At 40.3% G+C, this 19,522-nt stretch carries 16 protein-coding genes; 13 read left to right on the top strand and 3 right to left on the bottom strand.

Going from position 1 to position 19,522, the window contains the following annotated elements:
* The first annotated feature begins 83 nt into the window (after nt 1-83).
* The 4 genes from aceE to I6F49_RS00730 all read left to right on the top strand — a co-directional run bounded on the left by aceE (nt 84) and on the right by I6F49_RS00730 (nt 7,844).
* Nucleotides 84-2,750, top strand: a complete 2,667-nt coding sequence (gene aceE / locus I6F49_RS00745; protein WP_197178007.1) for a pyruvate dehydrogenase (acetyl-transferring), homodimeric type — start codon at nt 84-86, stop codon at nt 2,748-2,750.
* Nucleotides 2,751-2,760: 10 nt separating this feature from the next.
* The gene (aceF, locus tag I6F49_RS00740) at nt 2,761-4,683 is read left to right on the top strand and encodes a pyruvate dehydrogenase complex dihydrolipoyllysine-residue acetyltransferase (protein ID WP_197178006.1); all 1,923 of its coding nucleotides are present in this window, start codon (nt 2,761-2,763) and stop codon (nt 4,681-4,683) included.
* A gap of 184 nt (nt 4,684-4,867) precedes the next feature.
* Nucleotides 4,868-6,292, top strand: a complete 1,425-nt coding sequence (gene lpdA / locus I6F49_RS00735; RefSeq protein WP_166420949.1) for a dihydrolipoyl dehydrogenase — start codon at nt 4,868-4,870, stop codon at nt 6,290-6,292.
* An 871-nt stretch (nt 6,293-7,163) separates the two neighbouring features.
* Nucleotides 7,164-7,844, top strand: a complete 681-nt coding sequence (locus I6F49_RS00730) for a tRNA-uridine aminocarboxypropyltransferase (RefSeq protein ID WP_197178005.1) — start codon at nt 7,164-7,166, stop codon at nt 7,842-7,844.
* Nucleotides 7,845-7,854: 10 nt separating this feature from the next.
* Here the strand turns inward: I6F49_RS00730 and I6F49_RS00725 are convergent, their stop codons facing one another.
* Entirely contained in the window at nt 7,855-8,370 is a 516-nt protein-coding gene (locus tag I6F49_RS00725) for a hypothetical protein (RefSeq protein ID WP_197178004.1), read from the bottom strand.
* 938 nt (nt 8,371-9,308) lie between these two features.
* Here I6F49_RS00725 and I6F49_RS00720 point away from each other — a divergent pair.
* From I6F49_RS00720 to I6F49_RS00705, 4 genes are read left to right on the top strand one after another with little or no spacing between them, the layout of a single operon-like run.
* The gene (locus I6F49_RS00720) at nt 9,309-10,313 is read left to right on the top strand and encodes a Fe(3+) ABC transporter substrate-binding protein (protein WP_197178003.1); all 1,005 of its coding nucleotides are present in this window, start codon (nt 9,309-9,311) and stop codon (nt 10,311-10,313) included.
* Nucleotides 10,313-11,944: an ABC transporter permease gene (locus tag I6F49_RS00715; protein ID WP_197178002.1), complete on the top strand. Its 1,632-nt coding sequence runs from the start codon at nt 10,313-10,315 to the stop codon at nt 11,942-11,944. The genes I6F49_RS00720 and I6F49_RS00715 overlap by 1 nt, the downstream gene beginning before the upstream one ends.
* Complete coding sequence (locus I6F49_RS00710) at nt 11,945-12,994, top strand: ABC transporter ATP-binding protein (RefSeq protein ID WP_197178001.1); 1,050 nt, start codon at nt 11,945-11,947, stop codon at nt 12,992-12,994.
* Nucleotides 12,995-13,042: 48 nt separating this feature from the next.
* A complete protein-coding gene (locus I6F49_RS00705) occupies nt 13,043-13,942 on the top strand; it encodes a Dyp-type peroxidase (protein ID WP_197178000.1) in 900 nt (299 codons plus the stop codon).
* A gap of 16 nt (nt 13,943-13,958) precedes the next feature.
* Here the strand turns inward: I6F49_RS00705 and argR are convergent, their stop codons facing one another.
* Nucleotides 13,959-14,426, bottom strand: coding sequence for a transcriptional regulator ArgR (gene argR, locus I6F49_RS00700; RefSeq protein WP_002957753.1), 468 nt, complete (start codon nt 14,424-14,426; stop codon nt 13,959-13,961).
* Nucleotides 14,427-14,651: 225 nt separating this feature from the next.
* Between argR and mdh the strand changes: the two genes are divergently transcribed.
* Nucleotides 14,652-15,584 carry a malate dehydrogenase gene (mdh, locus tag I6F49_RS00695; RefSeq protein WP_007586102.1) on the top strand — a complete coding sequence of 311 codons (933 nt, stop codon included), beginning with the start codon at nt 14,652-14,654 and terminating at the stop codon, nt 15,582-15,584.
* A gap of 86 nt (nt 15,585-15,670) precedes the next feature.
* Here mdh and ispB read toward each other — a convergent pair whose 3' ends face one another.
* A complete protein-coding gene (gene ispB / locus I6F49_RS00690) occupies nt 15,671-16,642 on the bottom strand; it encodes an octaprenyl diphosphate synthase (protein ID WP_197177999.1) in 972 nt (323 codons plus the stop codon).
* 422 nt (nt 16,643-17,064) lie between these two features.
* Here ispB and rplU point away from each other — a divergent pair, with 422 nt between their 5' ends.
* The 4 genes from rplU (at nt 17,065) to folA (ending at nt 19,513) form a co-directional block, all read left to right on the top strand.
* Nucleotides 17,065-17,376 carry a 50S ribosomal protein L21 gene (rplU, locus tag I6F49_RS00685; protein WP_002957748.1) on the top strand — a complete coding sequence of 104 codons (312 nt, stop codon included), beginning with the start codon at nt 17,065-17,067 and terminating at the stop codon, nt 17,374-17,376.
* Nucleotides 17,377-17,392: 16 nt separating this feature from the next.
* A complete protein-coding gene (gene rpmA / locus I6F49_RS00680; protein ID WP_002957747.1) occupies nt 17,393-17,650 on the top strand; it encodes a 50S ribosomal protein L27 in 258 nt (85 codons plus the stop codon).
* 140 nt (nt 17,651-17,790) lie between these two features.
* The gene (gene cgtA / locus I6F49_RS00675) at nt 17,791-18,948 is read left to right on the top strand and encodes an Obg family GTPase CgtA (protein ID WP_007586086.1); all 1,158 of its coding nucleotides are present in this window, start codon (nt 17,791-17,793) and stop codon (nt 18,946-18,948) included.
* Between the two features lie 73 nt (nt 18,949-19,021).
* On the top strand, nt 19,022-19,513 hold the full coding sequence (folA, locus tag I6F49_RS00670; protein WP_197177998.1) for a type 3 dihydrofolate reductase: 492 nt from the start codon (nt 19,022-19,024) through the stop codon (nt 19,511-19,513).
* The last annotated feature ends 9 nt before the right edge of the window (nt 19,514-19,522 follow it).

The raw sequence follows: 19,522 nt of genomic DNA, 5'->3' as shown, positions 1-19,522 counted from the left end.
TACATAACTACTTTGAACACACATTAAGTAGCTGTGATATTAAATTAACAATATTCGTATTTTAAACATAAGGAAACCTCCATATGTCTGAAGTCAATAAAATTGACGTAGACGCGCTAGAAACACAAGAGTGGTTACAAGCTCTTGAATCAGTTGTGCGCGAAGAAGGTGTTGAACGAGCTCAGTTTTTACTTGAGCAAGTATTAGAGCAAGCCCGTTTAGACGGCGTTGATATGCCAACGGGTATTACCACGAACTACGTTAATACTATTCCTGTAGATCAAGAACCTGCTTACCCGGGTGATGTAAATCTTGAGCGTCGTATTCGTTCAATTATACGTTGGAACGCGATTATGATCGTTCTACGTGCATCTAAAAAAGATCTCGACTTAGGCGGCCATATGGCGTCTTACCAATCATCTGCTGCATTTTATGAAGTGTGTTTTAACCACTTTTTTAAAGCACCAAATGATGTAGACGGTGGTGACTTAGTTTATTACCAAGGTCATATTTCTCCTGGTATTTATGCACGTGCATTTGTTGAAGGTCGTTTATCGGCTGCACAACTAGATAACTTCCGCCAAGAAGTTGATGGCGAGGGCTTACCATCGTACCCACACCCTAAGTTAATGCCTGAATTTTGGCAGTTCCCTACGGTATCAATGGGCTTAGGTCCTATTTCGTCTATTTACCAAGCACGCTTTTTAAAATACTTAGATGGTCGTGGCTTAAAAGATACTAAAAACCAACGTGTATACGCGTTTTTAGGTGACGGTGAAATGGATGAGCCAGAATCACGCGGTGCTATTTCTTTTGCTGCACGTGAAAAACTAGATAACCTTTGTTACTTAGTTAACTGTAACTTACAGCGTTTAGACGGCCCAGTTATGGGTAACGGTAAAATTATTCAAGAGCTAGAAGGCTTGTTTAAAGGCGCTGGCTGGAACGTAATTAAACTAGTGTGGGGCAGCGGTTGGGATATTCTTCTAGCTAAAGACACAACGGGTAAATTACTACAGTTAATGAACGAAACTGTTGATGGCGATTACCAAACATATAAAGCTAAAGATGGCGCGTACGTACGCGAAAACTTCTTTGGTCGCTACCCAGAAACAGCAGCACTTGTTGCTGACATGACAGATGACGAAATTTTTGCGCTTAAGCGTGGTGGTCATGAGTCATCAAAATTATTTGCTGCATTTAAAAAAGCAGAAGACACGAAAGGCCGTCCAACTGTAATTCTTGCTAAAACTGTAAAAGGTTACGGCATGGGTGAAGCAGCTGAAGGTAAAAACATTGCGCACCAAGTGAAAAAAATGGACATGTCGCATGTTGCACATTTACGTTCACGCCTTGGTCTTGATGATTTAGTATCTGAAGAGCAGTTAAAAGAATTACCATACTTAGAGCTTGAAGAAGGTTCTCCTGAGTATAAATACCTACATGCTCGTCGTGATGCACTTAAAGGTTATACACCTAAGCGTATTCCACGTTTTAGTGAAAAACTTACGTTGCCAGAAGTAGACGCGTTTAAGCCGCTACTTGAAGAACAAAAACGTGATATTTCTACGACTATGGGTTTTGTTCGTGCACTTAATATCTTATTAAAAGATAAAGGCATTGGTAAAAACATCGTACCAATTATTGCCGATGAAGCGCGTACATTTGGTATGGAAGGTTTATTCCGTCAAATCGGTATTTATAACCCGCATGGCCAAAACTATACGCCACAGGATCGTGATATTGTTTCTTACTATAAAGAAACTGTATCTGGGCAAGTGCTTCAAGAAGGTATTAATGAGTTAGGTGCAATGTCGTCATGGGTTGCTGCTGCAACTTCATACAGCACTAACGATTTACCAATGATCCCATTCTACATTTACTACTCTATGTTTGGTTTCCAACGCGTTGGCGACATGGCATGGATGGCGGGCGATCAACAAGCACGTGGTTTCTTATTAGGTGCTACTGCGGGTCGTACCACGCTAAATGGCGAAGGCTTACAACACGAAGATGGTCACAGTCATATTCTTGCTAATACGGTTCCTAACTGTATTTCATATGACCCAACTTACGCGTTTGAAGTCGCTGTTATTGTACAAGACGGTATTCGTCGTATGTACGGTGATGACCAAGAAAATATTTACTACTACCTAACGCTTATGAACGAAAACTACCATCAGCCAGCTATGCCAGAAGGCGCTGAAGAAGGTATCCGTAAGGGTATTTACAAGCTTGAAAGTTACGAAGGTAAAAAAGCCAACGTACAGCTATTAAGCTCAGGTACTATTATGACTGAAGTGCGTAAAGCCGCTACGATTCTAAGCGAAGAGTATGGCATTGCGTCTGACGTGTTCTCTGTAACGTCTTTCAATGAATTAACGCGTGAAGGTCAAGATGTTGAACGTTTCAATATGCTTAACCCTGAAGGCGAGCAAAAAACAGCATTCATCACAAGCGTATTAAACGACTCTGTGACTGTTGCAGCAACGGATTACATGAAAAACTACGCAGAACAAGCGCGTTCATTCATTCCAAGCAGCAACTACAAAGTGTTAGGTACCGATGGTTACGGTCGTTCTGATAGCCGTGAAAACCTACGTCGTCACTTTGAAGTTAACGCGGGCTACGTTGTTGTTGCTACGTTATCTGAACTTGCTAAACGCGGTGAAGTTGAGAAGTCAGTAGTTGTTGAAGCGCTTAAAAAGTTCAACATCGACACTAACAAACTTAACCCACTGTACGCATAAGAGGTTTGCAATGAGTATTGAAATTAAAGTACCAGACATTGGTGACGATGAAGTAGAAGTAACCGAAATATTAGTAAGCGTTGGCGACAAAGTAGATGTGGACCAATCATTATTAAATGTTGAAGGCGACAAAGCATCAATGGAAATACCGGCTTCGCAAGCGGGTACAGTGAAAGAGATTAAAGTAAACGTTGGCGACACCGTTACAACGGGCTCTTTAGTATTTTTGTTTGAAGGCGAGAGTGAAAGCACTGGTGAAGAAAAAACATCAGCCGCTGCTCCAGCTAAATCTGAAGAGGCAGCACCTGCTGCTTCTACAGGTTCTTCAACTAAAGAAGTAACAGTTCCAGATATTGGCGATGATGAAGTTGAAGTAACAGAAGTTATGGTTGCTGTTGGCGACACCGTTTCAGAAGAGCAATCTATCTTAAACGTTGAAGGCGACAAAGCTGCAATGGAAGTACCTGCGCCATTTTCTGGTACAGTTAAAGAAATTAAAGTAGCCGCTGGCGATACTGTTAAAACTGGCTCATTAGTGTTTGTTTTTGAAGTAGCAGGAAGTGAATCTGCAGCACCGGCTAAAGAGTCGGCTCCTGTAGAAGCGCCAGCAGCTAGTTCAACTGAAAACGCAGCACCAAGTACTAAAGAAGTGAATGTACCTGATATTGGTGGCGATGAAGTTGAAGTAACTGAAATTATGGTTGCAGTTGGCGATACGGTTGAAGAAGATCAATCAATCTTAAACGTTGAAGGCGACAAAGCTGCAATGGAAGTACCAGCTCCATTTGCAGGTACAGTTAAAGAAATTAAAGTAGCCGCTGGCGATAAAGTATCGACAGGCTCATTAATTTTCGTATTTGAAGTTGCAGGCAGCGCGCCAGCAGCGGCATCTGCACCCGCTGAAAAATCAGCACCTGCAGCAGCGGCACCAAAAGCAGAGTCTAAACCGGCTCAAGCAGCACCAGGAAAAGCAAGTAACGAAAGCTTCACAGAAAACAGCGCGTATGCTCATGCATCGCCAGTTGTTCGCCGCTTAGCGCGTGAGTTTGGTATTAACCTAGCTAACGTTAAAGGCACTGGTCGCAAAGCCCGTATAGTTAAAGAAGACGTGCAAAACTATGTTAAAAACTTAGTTAAGCAAGTTGAGTCTGGTCAATTATCAGCAGGTAGTAGCGCTGGTGGCAGCGAGCTTGGTCTTATTCCATGGCCTAAAGTAGATTTTGCTAAGTTTGGTGAAATTGAAGAGCAAAAGCTGTCTCGTATTCAAAAACTGTCGGGTAAAAACTTACACCGTAACTGGGTACAAATTCCACATGTTACACAGTTTGACGAAGCTGATATCACAAGCCTTGAAGTATTCCGTAAAGAGCAAAATGTGCTTAGCGAGAAGAAAAAGCTGGGTGTTAAAATTACGCCACTTGTGTTTGTAATGAAAGCAGCTGCGAAAGCACTTGCTGAATTTCCAAAATTCAACTCGTCGCTTTCTGAAGATGGCGAAAGCTTAATTCTGAAAAAGTACATTAACATTGGTGTTGCAGTTGATACGCCAAACGGTTTAGTTGTACCAGTGTTTAAAGATGTTGATAAAAAAGGCATTATTGAACTATCACGCGAGTTAATGGAAGTGTCTGTTAAAGCACGTGACGGGAAGCTTACATCGTCTGATATGCAAGGTGGTTGTTTTACTATTTCAAGCCTTGGCGGTATTGGCGGTACGGCATTTACGCCGATTGTTAATGCACCAGAAGTGGCTATTTTAGGTGTCTCTAAATCTGAAATGAAACCTAAATGGAATGGCAAAGAATTTGAACCTAAGTTAATGGTTCCGCTGTCTATGTCATACGACCATAGGGTGATTGACGGCGCATTAGCTGCACGCTTTACTGTGACTCTTGCAAGTTACATGAGCGATATTCGCCAATTGGTGATGTAATCGTTAGATAATAAATAGAATCAAATCCCAGCCAGTTGTTTTTAGCTGGGATTTTTACCATTTGCAATGATACAATCTTTGTACGAATTGCATCACTTTGTGCGCTGCTTACTCTTTCTGCCTTGCAGAAACATGGCAGTTAAATTTTAGGGCAGTGTCCCGTTCAAACAATTAAGGTAAAAGCATGAGCAACGAATTAAAAACTCAAGTTGTTATACTAGGCGGTGGTCCTGGTGGTTATTCTGCGGCTTTCCGTGCTGCTGACTTGGGCTTAGAAGTTACATTGGTAGAATCTCGTGAAACATTAGGCGGCGTATGTCTTAATGTTGGTTGTATTCCTTCAAAAGCACTTTTACACGTAGCTAAAGTGATTGATGATGCAGCTGAAATGTCATCTCATGGTGTTACTTTTGGCGCACCAAAGATCGATCTTGACCAAGTTCGTACTTGGAAAGATTCTGTAGTTGGCCAGTTAACTGGTGGACTAGAGGGCATGGCTAAAATGCGTAAAGTGAAAGTTGTATCTGGTTACGGCAAATTCACTGGCAGTAATACTTTAGTAGTTGAAGGCGCAGATGGCGCAACAACTATCACGTTTGATAACGCGATTATTGCAGCAGGTTCTAAACCAGTTAACTTACCTTTTATCCCACAAGATGACCGTGTAATTGATTCAACTGGCGCGCTAGAGCTTAAAGATGTACCAGAAAAACTACTTGTACTTGGTGGTGGTATTATCGGTCTTGAAATGGGTACTGTTTACCGTGCTCTTGGTTCTGCAATTGATGTTGTAGAATTTGCTGACCAATTAGTGCCAGCAGCTGATAAAGACATTATCAAAATTTACCAAAAATACGTAAGCAAAAAATTCAACGTAATGCTTTCAACTAAAGTTGTTGGCGTTGAAGCTAAAAAAGACGGCTTATACGTAACGTTTGAAGGTAAAAACGCACCAGCAGAACCTGTACGTTACGACAAAGTGCTTGTTGCAGTTGGCCGTACTCCAAACGGTAACTTACTTGATGCTGATAAAGCAGGCGTAAACGTTGATGAGCGTGGCTTTATTAATGTTGATAAGCAATTACGTACTAACGTAAGCCATATTTTTGCAATTGGTGACTTAGTTGGCCAACCTATGCTTGCGCATAAAGCGGTTCATGAAGGTCATGTTGCTGCAGAAGTTATTTCTGGTCAGAAGCATTTCTTCGACCCTAAATGTATTCCTTCGATTGCGTACACTGACCCAGAAATCGCTTGGGTAGGTGTTACTGAGAAAGAAGCAAAAGAGCAAGGCTTAAAAATTGAAACTGCGGTATTCCCGTGGGCAGCATCTGGCCGTGCTATTGCATCTGCTCGTACTGAAGGTTCTACAAAACTTATTTTTGATAAAGAAAGTGGTCGTATAATCGGTGGTGCTATGATCGGTATTAACGCGGGCGAAATGCTTGGCGAAATCGGTTTAGGTATTGAAATGGGTGCAGATGGTGAAGACTTAGCGCTTACTATTCATGCTCACCCTACATTGAACGAATCAATCGGCCTTGCAGCTGAAATTTTTGAAGGTTCAATCACTGACTTACCAAACAAAAAAGCAGTTAAAAAGAAGTAATTTAACTTTTTAGCATTTGTTTGAAAACCCAGCTTTGGCTGGGTTTTTTTATGGGTGAAAGAGCAGGTTTTAAATTACAGTGTTTTAATTATGCGTAGGCGCGGCTTTATCCCGCGTTTTTTAAATTCAAAAAACTTGCGCGAGGTATGCTCCGACTACGGGTTGGGAGTTTGCTGTGGTTGGGGTGACGTTTGTTGTAGTCGCGGCTTTATGCCGCGTTTTTAAATTCAAAAAAAATTGCGCGAGGTAAACTCCGCATACGGGTTGGTAGTTTGCTGTGGGTGAGGTTACGTTTGTTGTAGTCGCGGCTTTATGCCGCGCTTGTTAAATTCAAAAACTTGCGCGAGGTAAACTCGCGACTACGGGGGCGCTTGTTAAATTAAAAAACTTGCGCGAGGTAAACTCCGCATACGGGTTGGTAGTTTGTTGTGGTTGAAGTGACGTTTGTTGTAGTCGCGGCTTTATGCCGCGTTTTTTAAATTCAAAAACTTGCGCGAGGTAAACTCGCGACTACGGGGCGCTTGTTAAATTAAACACTTGCGCGAGGTAAACTCCGCATACGGGTTGGTAGTTTGCTGTGGGTGAGGTTAAGTTTGTTGTAGGCGGGGCTTTATGCCGCGCTTTTAAAATTCAAAAAAATTGCGCGAGGTATGCTCCGACTACGGGTTGGGAGTTTGTTGTGGTTGAGGTTACGTTTGTTGTAGGTGGGGCTTTATGCCGCGCTTGTTAAATTCAAAAAATTGCGCGAGGTAAACTCGCGACTACGGTTATACCTAACCTGAGCGCTAGGGTATCCATCTCACAGCCCTTACATATCTATTATCACCAAATATAGCTACAATGCGCGCCTAATTAATTGAAGGTAAATACAGTGAAAAACTCAGTTTTGGCATTACGCGCTCAGCAAATAAGTGAATCTCGCCGTGAATTCAATGCGCGAGGCGGTAAATTAGATCGCTGTGAGCAATGCTTAATAGCCAAACATTACTGTATTTGTAAAGGTGTTGAGCACGCTCAGTGCGATGCTGCTGTATGTTTACTGATGTACCATAATGAAAGTTTTAAGCCTTCTAATACTGGGCGATTAATCGCTGAAATTGTCCCTGATAACTATGCGTTTAGATGGGATAGAACAGACCCAAATCCTGCTTTTTTAGCTTTAATAAACGATCCCCAATATCAACCAATGGTAGTGTTTCCTGCTGAAGACGTAGAAGAGGGCAGAGCAATTACTGAAGTGAATATTGAGGAAGGTAAAAAGTTACTATTTATATTTTTAGATGGTACGTGGCGCGAAGCTAAAAAAATGATTCGTAAAAGCCCTTATCTAGACAATTTACCGGTACTTTCTGTTACTGCTGATAAACTATCTGATTACCGCTTACGTGTTGCGCCTCATGCGCATCAGCTAGGTACTGCTGAAGTAGGTATTATGGTGTTAGCACTTGCGGGTGAAGTGGATGCCTCAACAAAGTTGGAGCAGCACTTTATTAAGTTTCGTGATGCGTATTTATTGGGTAAGCGCAATAAAGGCAGGCCGCTAGAAGATTAGTGTTACGCAGTTAAGCGAAAGCTTGCTGCTCTTTTAAGTGAGTCAGTGCTTTATTTTGAATTGCTCTGAAACCTTCTTCAGATGTTAATTGTAAAACCGTATTATATAATTGGCTTACACTATTGTGAGCCTGAATAAACGAGGTGCAGTCCTCACCAATCATATCCTTAGCCTCTTCGACTCGCTTTAAAAAGTAACAGCTAATATCGGTTTTTCCCTTAAAGTGAGTAGTTGCAATAGCGTTAGATATTCTATTAAGCTGATAACTAAATTCATCAGGTCGAGAACCCTCACCCCATTTACTAATAGAAATATCGCTTTCTAACTGGATAATTACGTTAAGTATGTTTTTAAACTCACTCATTGGCATATTTAAAAAGTTATAACCTTTGGGGCTAAATAAAGCTTTATACGGATTTTTGTTGGGAGTTTGGGCAGTAAAAACACCAATTGGTTTTGCTGTACTTGCGTCTGATACTTTACATAAAAAGGTATTGCTTTGAGATGTTTTAAAATTCATATCCATTGAGTATTTATGATCCTTGCGTTACTTAGTTATCGGCGCAATTAATGAAAAACTTAACGAAATTTAAAATATTAATAAAGTATTTGAAGGTATTAATATTGATTAGCTGGGATGCAGTATTACCCTGAAAAAGTTAGTGGTAGTTGCTTAGAACTTTATTAAACCCAAATTTTAGACAAAGAAAAGCGCGCTCTATCTCTAGGCGCGCTTGCGGAATCTTCTAATTTTCTGCATCCTGCAATTGAACTTAATCAACTCCAATTTTCACTAATCCATGTTTATTACTATATTACTTTTTAGTTCTATGTAATGTAGACCATCCGGGCCTGTATCCTTCAATTCCTAAACATCCTGTAGGGTAAATACTATTACCAAATCCTTAATTACACTTCCTAGTGTATCCCTATTTTAACCAATCCATTGTGTTGCCTTAAAAGGCCTGTCCATTTATTCCTTCAACATCCTGTTGAACAACTTAGCCGTGTTGTTATCCTTTTCGCATCTTCCTGACACTGTCCTTTTTACAACATTGTGTTGTGATACTCATCCTGAGCCTGTCCTAAAATCCGTGTTGTCCTGGTAACCTAATCATTGGTTGGTTGAGTAAGCAGTCCATTTCCTTTTACTCAATAAGCGTCGTTGCTTGGTTGATGCGTAAATTATAGTGTAATAGAGCAACTAAAATAGGGATAAAACTACATTCAATTAGTATTTACGCAATAGTGACGATGGAAAAATTCAATTAATACAGGTGCTTAATTGGTTTTTGTGTGTTTTTTATCTTGATTTTTACTCATTAGCTGTCACATCCGTGAGATATCTCTTACACGGCATTTCCTTTTTGGGCGTTATTTACATATTTACATTTATTTAAAGTGTGCACTTTTTGAATGAGCACGGTAGAATTCGATGATAATAACAATTATTTAGGTGAAATAATGAAGACAGTATTTACACTTGTTTTAGGATTAGCGGTATCGGTACCCGCCTTTGCAAGCGATGTTGTTAACATCTACTCTTTTCGTCAGCCGTTTTTGATTCAGCCAATATTAGAAGATTTTACAAAACAAACGGGAATAAAAACCAATGTTGTTTTTGCTAAAAAAGGGTTAATTGAGCGTGTTAAACGCGAAGGTAAACACAGTAAAGCTGATTTAGTATTAACATCTAACTTTAGTGCGCTTATTCAATTAGAAGATTTAAAATTAACACAAACTATAAAAAGTGACAGTGTAAATAATAACGTGCCTGCAGCTTTTCGCGATGGCGATGGGCAATGGGTTGCGCTTACTAAGCGAGTGCGTAATGTGTATTCATCAAAAGAGCGAGTTGGCGCGTTACCTGAGCTCACTTATGAAGATTTAGCTGACCCTAAATACAAAGGACAAATTTGTACGCGTTCTGGCAAGCATCCCTATAACTTAGGTTTAGTGGCTTCTATGATTGCACATCATGGTGAAGCGCAAACTAAAGAGTGGCTTGAAGGTGTTAAGGTAAATTTAGCACGTAAACCGCAAGGTAACGATCGTGCTCAAGTTAAAGCCGTTAAAGAAGGCTTATGTAACTTAGCATTAGGTAATAGTTACTACCTTGGCAAAATGCTAGAAGATAAAGAACAAAAAAGTTGGGCAGAGGCCGTAAATATTAACTTTCCGAATCAAACAAATCGTGGCTCACACATAAATGTATCGGGTGCGGTTATTACCAAATATGCTAAAAACCCTGAAAATGCATTAAAGCTCATAGAGTATATGACCGACAGCAAAGCACAAAACATGTATGCCTCATTAAATATGGAGTATCCAGTTAAGTCGGGTGTTGAACTATCAAGTTTGGTTGCCTCTTGGGGTAGCTTTAAAGAAGACAGCTTGCCACTTGATGAGATTAGTAAATATCGTCCGTTAGCACTTAAGCTAATTGATGAGGTGAAGTTCGATCTTTAATGACTAATAAATTTAAGCTGTCTAAATGGCAGCTATTTGCGTGGTCGACAGGCTTAATACTATCGGCCCCGTTGTTTTTTCTTCTTTTTGAATCTCTACAAGGTAGCTCTGAGGTGTTTTCTCACCTGTGGGATACCGTGCTTTGGGATTACATAACCAATACCGTGTTGCTTGTTTTAGGTGTTTGTGTGCTTAGCTGCGCCATTGCATTACCTCTTGGCTGGCTAACAGCTTATTGTACTTTCCCCGGTAAAAAACAGTTTGAATGGGCACTTATGCTGCCCCTTGCTATGCCCACCTATATTATTGCCTATGTATACACCGATTTATTAGATTATGCGGGCCCGGTGCAAATAGCGCTGAGGGAATGGTTTAGCTGGGAATCACCTAAAGACTATTGGTTTTTTGATATACGTACATTACCCGGTGCCATCGTTATGATTGCCTTGGTGCTTTATCCGTATTTATTTTTAATCTTTAAAACGGCTCTTCGCGAGCAGTCATTCAAATTAGTACAAGCTAGCCAGTTAATGGGGCTATCTCCTTGGCAAAGCTTTTTTAAAGTAAGCTTAGTGCTCTCTCGTGGGGCAATTGTTGCGGCTCTTGCGCTTATAAGCATGGAAACCATGGCTGACTTTGCAACAGTGAGTTATTTTGCCGTAAGTACATTAACGACTGCCGTATACGATACGTGGTTTGGTTATTACTCACTTACAGCGGCAGCTAAAATATCGGGTGTGATGTTATTACTGTTATTTTTAGCATTAATGGCAGAGCGCTTTAGTCGTCGTAACCAAGCGGTATTTGAGCGCCAATCAAGTGTAAATAGTGAATCTCTCTATGTATTAAAAGGAAAGTCAGCTTGGCTCGCAACGGCATTTTGCAGCTTTATTTTACTCATCGCGTTTGTAATTCCTATTGCAGTACTTATAAATTACGCCATTACCTACTTTGATAAAGCATGGAATGTAGAGTTTTTTAGTTACGCTTGGCAAAGTTTAAAAGTAGCAGGGGTCGTGAGCCTAATAACGATTACGTTGAGTGTTTTTGTGGTTTTTTATCAGCGCGTGGCAAAGCAAACATATCCGCTTATTCCTGGACGTTTAGCAAGCACAGGGTATGCGTTGCCTGGCACAGTACTCGCAATTGCGGTTTTATTACCCCTTACATTATTAGAGAACACCATTAACACAGCGCTCGAGCCGTATAATTTAGATATTGGCTTACTGCTTACAGGTAGCATTCTTACTATTATTGTTGCTTATATAGTTAGGTTTTACGCCATTGCACACGGAGCAATTGAGTCGAGTTTTTTACGTATTAGCCCATCACTTGATATGGCAAGCCAATCAATGGGTAAAAGCCAAGGGCAAACGCTACGTTTAGTGCACCTACCTTTACTGCGAAGAGGATTACTTACTGCTGCGTTATTGGTATTTATTGAGTGTATGAAAGAACTGCCGGCTGCGCTATTGCTCAGACCATTTAATTTTGAAAGCTTAGCTACTCATGTATTTCAGTATGTGAGTGATGAGCAGTTAGAGCTTGCTTCAATATCGGCATTATTTATTGTTATTGTTGGGTTTATTCCTTTGTATTTTATTAATCGTTCTATGGAGCAGCGTAGTTAAATGAGTAGTTTAATTTTACAAGGCGTGAGCTATCACTATAACGGTACACAGGTTATTCACGATTTAGATTTAACAGTGGGTAAAGATGAAATAGTATGCTTACTTGGTGCAAGCGGCTGCGGTAAAACAACCACATTAAAAGCGATTGCAGGTTTAATTGAAGCTAAGCAAGGGTCTATTTTTATAGACGGTAAATTAGTGAGTGATGAGCAATCATTTATCTCACCTGAGCATCGTAACATCGGCATGATGTTTCAAGACTATGCGCTATTTCCGCATTTAACGGTGGCAAATAATATCGCATTTGGGCTTAGTAAAATGAGTAAAGCTCAAAAGCAGCAACGCGTTGATGAAATGCTCAAGCTTGTGCATTTAATTGGCTGTGCCGACAGGTTTCCGCATCAATTATCGGGTGGTCAACAACAGCGCGTAGCTATTGCTCGCGCATTAGCTTATAAGCCTAGTTTATTGTTACTAGATGAACCCTTTTCAAATATCGATACGCAAGTACGCTTTGAATTAATTGCCGATATACGTCGAATTATTAAAGCAACTCAAGTATCTGCTGTGTTTGTTACACATTCAAAAGAAGAGGCGTTTGCATTTTCAGACACGCTCGCCATTATGCATCGCGGTAAAATTGAGCAACAAGGCACGCCTGAGCAGCTTTTTGCAACGCCATGTTCAAAGGAGGTTGCAGAGTTTCTGGGTCAGGGCATATACTTGAGCGCAGAAGTATTAACAGCAACTGAATATAAAACACCATTTGGTTTAGTCGAATCTTATGTTGAGAGTAGTCATAACGTAAGCGTAGGGCTGATATATGTGCGCCCTCATCAAATAGAATTAGTGGCAGATAACCAAAGTGACAAATTTAGTAAGCGAGCTACAATCATAAGTCGTCGCTTTATAGGTTCGGCATATGTTTATTCGGTTGTTATTAATGAGCAAGAAATTGAAGTTGCTGCCCAATATGGCCAGTCATTTGAAAATAATGAACAGGTTATAATAAAAATAAAACCTCACACGGTGAATTTTTTCGAATCGTAATTAATTTGTTATTCGCTGTGTTTTTATCTGTAAAATTAAGGAATAACAATGGCGCAAGCGCAATCAGGGATTTGTGCTGAAGCAAACTTACACGGTTTGCACTTATTTTTTAATGTGTTTGATGGTCAAGATGAATCACTTCGCGCAAAGTTAAAACAAGTAAGCGCCATTGAAGAAGAATTTAGCGATCAATTTTCAGAATCAATGCTCTCTTGTATGGTTGCTATTGGTGCGCAATATTGGCCGCATATTCTCCCAGAGTTCATTCCTAGTGAATTACAGAGCTTTCCTAATATAAACCACAGCGATCACCAAATGAGCGTACAACCGTGCGATTTATTTGTGCAAATTCGCTCTGACCGTGAAGACGTTAACCATTTATTTGCGCTGCAAATTTTAAAACTATTTGCCCCTGATGTTGAGCTGGTGGAGCAAATTCGTAACTTTCGCTTTTTAGATGGTCGTGATTTTAACGGTTTTATTTATGGTGGCGACACCGCGCATGGAAGAAAAAAGCGCGCTACGGCTTTAATTAGTAACCCTGGCAATTTTGAAGATCAGGGGAGTTATATTCATGTTCAGCGTTATAAGCATGACTTAACTATGTGGCAGCATTTATCACTGAGTGAGCAAGAACAAATAATGGGGCGTACCCGCCTTGATAACACACTAATTACCCCCGCGGTCGAAACCAGCCATGCTTCGCGAAGTGAGTTAAAAGACGAAGACGGGCAACCGCTACTATTAAATCAAAGCATGCCTTATGGCGATGTGTATGAGCAGGGAATGTTATTAATTACATGTGCTTGTACGGGTACTGCATTTGAAAAAGTACTTAATAGCCGTTTAGGAGAAGGGGATTGTTACGACCACTGGCTTGATTTTACTCAAGCCGATATGGGTTCTGCTTTTTTTGCACCTTCAGTCGGGTTTTTAAAACAGATTTAGTTTACTAATTTAGTTATTAAACCGTATCAAATAAAATGCGAACACGTTCAAGTGTTACATCTATTTCAGATATTTTAGCTGGGGCGATAAAAATAGTATCGTCGCCTGCAATTGTGCCTAGCACACCATCTGCTTTACCTAATGAATCTAATAAACGCGCAATAAGCTGAGCCGCACCAGGACTGGTACGAATGATGATCATCATTTCGTTGTGCATAATGTCGATTACTAATTGGCGTAACGGGCTTTTAGCCGTAGGTACACCCATTTCAGCAGGTAAGCAGTAAACCATTTCTTGTTTAGCATTACGTGTGCGTACAGCACCAAACTTACTTAACATGCGTGACACTTTACTTTGGCTTATGTTGTCAAAGCCTTGATCTTTTAACGCATCAACTATTTCGCCTTGAGAGCCAAAATTTTCTTCTTTTAAAAGCGATTTAAATGCTTTTACCAGTGCTTCTTGTTTATCTTGTGGTTGCATAGTCTTCATTCGTTTTTGTTATTTATGCCGTAAATTCTACACAATAATGAATAATTATGCAGCAGTTGTTTAGGTAACTTGCCAGTTTGATGCGTTAAATCACAAAAGTTTACGACTATGGTCGAAAATATACTTGAAATAGACAGGATAAATTTGTTTTTAGTCGCTAATTTCATTATCTTAAGAGCCACAAATGTTTCCTACCTCAAATTACGGAGAATTCCAATGAAAGTTGCTGTATTAGGTGCTGCAGGCGGTATCGGCCAAGCGTTGTCTTTATTATTAAAAACAGGCTTACCAGCTGGCTCTGAATTATCACTTTATGATGTTGCACCAGTAGTACCAGGTGTTGCGGTTGACCTTTCTCACATCCCAACAGATGTTAAAGTAGCAGGTTTTGGCGCAGATGAATTAAACAAAGCGCTTGAAGGCTCTGATATCGTTCTTATCCCAGCGGGTATGCCACGTAAACCAGGTATGGATCGTGCTGATTTATTTAATGTAAATGCTGGCATCATCAAAACTTTAGCAGAAGGCATTGTTGCTAGCTGTCCTAAAGCGTTAGTAGGTATTATTACTAACCCAGTAAACGGCACAGTTCCAATTGTTGCTGAAGTATTTAAAAAAGCAGGTACTTACGACGCTAAACGCGTATTCGGTATTACTACGCTTGACGTTATTCGTTCAGAAGCATTTGTTGCTGAGCTTAAAGGCGTAGACGTAGCAACTGTTAAAGTACCAGTAATTGGCGGTCACTCAGGCACAACTATTCTTCCTCTACTTTCTCAAGTTGAAGGTGTTTCTTTCACTGATGAAGAAGTTGCTGCACTTACTCCACGTATCCAAAATGCGGGTACTGAAGTTGTAAATGCTAAAGCCGGTGGCGGTTCAGCTACATTATCAATGGGCGCAGCTGCTGCTCGTTTTTGTATGTCTTTAGTTAAAGGCCTACAGGGTGAAGAAGTTGTAGATTACGCTTACGTTGCTGTTGAAAATGGCGATGCAGAGTACTTTGCACACCCAGTACGTTTAGGTAAAAACGGCGTAGAAGAAATTCTTTCTTACGGCGAACTAAGCGCATTTGAAACAAAAGCAAAAAATGACATGCTTGAAACACTGAAAAAAGACATCAAAGAAGGTGTTGATTTCATGGCGTAATAGCCAAAGTAGAATAACAAAAAAGCCTGCATTTGCAGGCTTTTTTATTGCTCAGAATTAATGTCACACTGTGTAACTAGTTAAAACTAGTGGTCGCGGTCAACCGCAATACGAGCAAGGCTTATGAGTGCTTGCTTGTAGTCAGACTCACCTAAAAAGTCTAAACACGCAATGGCTTTGTCGGCTTCAAGCTCTGCTTTTTGCATTGTAAACTCAAGCGCATTGGTTTGCTTTAGTGCAAATAAAATTTCTTCTAAATGCTCCATACCATTGCTGTGCTCTATTGCGTCACGAATAAGCTGCGTTTGCTGCTCGCTACCATGCTGCATAGCATAAATAAGTGGAAGCGTTGGTTTGCCTTCAGCTAAATCATCACCAATGTTTTTACCCAACTGCTCAGCATCTGCATTGTAATCGAGTACGTCATCCACTAACTGAAACGCAGTCCCTAAATGCATGCCGTACAGGTTTAGTGCATCAAGCGTGGTTTGATCTTGCTCAGTGATAATAGCAGCAAGCCCTGTAGCGGCTTCAAACAACTTAGCCGTTTTAGAGTAAATAACCTGCATATAACTGGCTTCGGTTGTATCTGGGTCGTTGCAGTTCATTAGCTGCAATACTTCGCCTTCAGCAATAATGTTTGTTGCATCGGCAAGTACTTGCATAACCTGCATTTTTCCAAGGCCAACCATAAGCTGAAATGAACGAGTGTAAATAAAGTCACCAACCAATACGCTAGCGGCATTACCAAATTCAGCATTTGCTGTAGGCGTGCCACGTCGTAAGTTTGATTCATCTACAACATCATCATGCAATAGCGTTGCTGTATGAATAAACTCAACAATTGTTGCAAGTGTTATGTGATCTTTACCCTGATAACCGAGCGCTTTGGCTGCTAAAATCGCGAGCATTGGACGAACACGTTTGCCGCCACTGCTAACTATATATAAACCAAGCTGATTAACTAACGCCACATCTGAGCGCATTTGCGCATGTATAAGTTGATTGACGTCATCCATATCGCTTTCGATTAACGCCTGGATAGCTTTTATATCCATTGATCTCCGAGCCAATTTTTATGTGTGAACGGCGCAGATTGTACAACAAAAAATGCACTAGCTCGATATTTTGTGACGATTGATTGAAAAAACACTATTAAAGTACTTAATTTAGCCTGAATTAGCCAAGATAACTGATTAATTGATAATCAATATACAGTTTATGGTGTGCTTAGATATTAAGCTGTGAGGGTCATATTTGAGTGCATTAATTTATTTCGTCCAAGAGTTAAAAAGCGCTTGGCAAAAGGGCTAATTAATATAAAATGGGGTAAATATTGAATTGCTCTCAAAGCAGCTACTTTTTATTCATTTTAATTACAAAATAGGCTTGCTAGTTATTTCGCGTTAGCGTAAACTTCGCGCCCTATCGAAGAATATTTTAGTTGCGCCGATTTGAGGGTGCACAGACGGAGTTAATTATGTACGCGGTTTTCCAAAGTGGTGGTAAACAGCATCGTGTGACTGAAGGTCAAACGATTCGTCTTGAAAAATTAGACGTTGAAACTGGTGCGGCAGTAGAATTTGATTCAGTACTTTTAGTTGCTGATGGTGAGAAAATCGAGATCGGTGTACCGTTCGTAAACGGTGGCAAGATAACAGCTGAGGTTGTTTCACATGGTCGCGGTGAGAAGATTAAGGTTGTTAAATTTAGACGCCGTAAGCATTCTCGTAAGCAAATGGGCCATCGTCAATGGTTCACTGAAGTTAAAATCACTAGCATTAGCGCTTAATTAGAGGTACTTAGAAATGGCACATAAAAAAGCAGCTGGTAGTACTCGTAACGGTCGCGATTCAGAAAGCAAACGCCTAGGTGTTAAGCGTTTTGGTGGCGAATCAGTTCTAGCGGGTAGCATCATTGTTCGTCAGCGTGGAACTCGTTTCCACCCTGGTACTAACGTAGGTATCGGTAAAGACCACACTATCTTCGCAAAAGCAGATGGTAAAGTTCAATTTGAACAGAAAGGTCCTTTAAACCGTAAATACGTAACTATCGTAACTGAGTAATCAGTAAGGTAGTTAAAAACCCCGCCTTTGCGGGGTTTTTTGTTTTGTAGTCAGTCAAAATATATACCCAAGCCTGCATTTGTGTTGGCTTGGGTATATAATAGAGTTATTAAACAAGCCAATCCCTAAAGTGAGTAATCATGAAGTTTGTAGATGAAGTAGAAATTCGCGCAGAAGCTGGAGACGGTGGCAGCGGCATCGTGTCTTTCCGTCGTGAAAAATATGTTCCAGATGGTGGACCAGACGGCGGTGACGGTGGAGACGGTGGTAGTGTTTATCTACAAGCTGATGAAAACTTAAATACCCTAATTGATTATCAGTTTGAGCGCTTTCATAGAGCTGAACGTGGTACTAACGGTCGTAGCCGTAACTGTACAGGCCGAAAAGCCGATGATTTATTTGTTATGGTGCCTGTAGGCACACGCATCATGGATGTTGATACCCAAGAGGGGCTTGGCGACTTAACTCAAGATGGTCAACGAATTTTGGTTGCAAAAGGTGGTTTCCACGGCTTGGGGAATGCACGTTTTAAATCAAGTACTAACCGAGCACCTCGTCAAAAAACATTGGGTACACCCGGTGAAGTACGTAACTTAAAGTTAGAGTTACTATTATTAGCTGATGTAGGCTTACTTGGGTTACCAAACGCAGGTAAATCTACGTTTATCCGCAGTGTATCTGCAGCAAGACCAAAAGTAGCTGATTACCCATTCACGACGCTTATTCCTAATTTAGGGGTAGTTCGTCCTGAAGCAAATAAATCATTTGTTATAGCGGATATCCCAGGTCTAATTGAAGGTGCATCTGATGGTGCGGGCTTAGGCATTCGCTTCTTGAAGCATTTAGAGCGCTGTCGTGTGTTATTACACATCATTGATGTAATGCCGGTAGATGGTTCAAACCCTGTTGATAATGCATTCTCGATTATTAACGAGCTACACCAATACAGCCCTAAATTAGCTGAAAAGCCACGCTGGCTAGTGTTTAATAAAATAGATTTATTACCAGAAGATGAAGCAAAAGCGCTATGTGAAGCGATTGCAGAAGAGCTGGGCGAAACTGAAAATATTTATCACATTTCAGCAATTAATAAACTTAATACTCAACCTTTAATCCACAACATAATGACACTACTTGATAGCATGCCTAAAGAGAAGTTTGTACAAGTTGAAGATGAAGAAGTTGAATTTAAGTGGGATACCTATCATGAAAAAGCCACTAAAGGTAAAGGCAATGATGATGATTGGGACGACTGGGATGAAGATGATTACGACGTAGAAGTTGTCTACGAGCGTTAATTAAATAGAATTTATTAAAAAGGAGCTTATGCTCCTTTTTCTTTGTTTAAGAATAAAGTACTAGGTATTTATTATGATAATTTCAATGATTGCAGCAATGGCAAATAACCGTGTAATTGGCCTAGATAATAAAATGCCATGGCATTTACCTGCGGATCTTCAGCATTTTAAAAAAGTAACTACGGGTAAACCTGTGATCATGGGTCGTAAAACTTTTGAGTCAATAGGCCGTCCTTTACCTGGGCGTCGTAATATTATTATTACTCGAAACAGCGAATATACTGCACAGGGTATTGAAGTGGTAACTACACCAGAGGCCGCACTAGAACTAGTTTGTGCTGCTGAAGAAGTAATGATTATTGGTGGCGGTAATATTTATGAGCAATTTTTACCAAAAGCAGAACGCTTGTATTTAACCTTTATTGATTTAGATATTAAAGGCGATACACAGTTTCCGGATTACAATAAAGTTGCTAATTGGGACGTGAAAGAAGAGCAAGAAAACCTCCCTGATGAAAAAAACAAATCTAGTTATAAATTCGTAACTTTGTATAAAGAACATTAACATTATTGC

The organism is Pseudoalteromonas sp. SWN166 (genome assembly GCF_015864485.1).
Lineage (GTDB): Bacteria > Pseudomonadota > Gammaproteobacteria > Enterobacterales > Alteromonadaceae > Pseudoalteromonas.
This window is presented reverse-complemented; position numbering and strand designations above follow the sequence as displayed.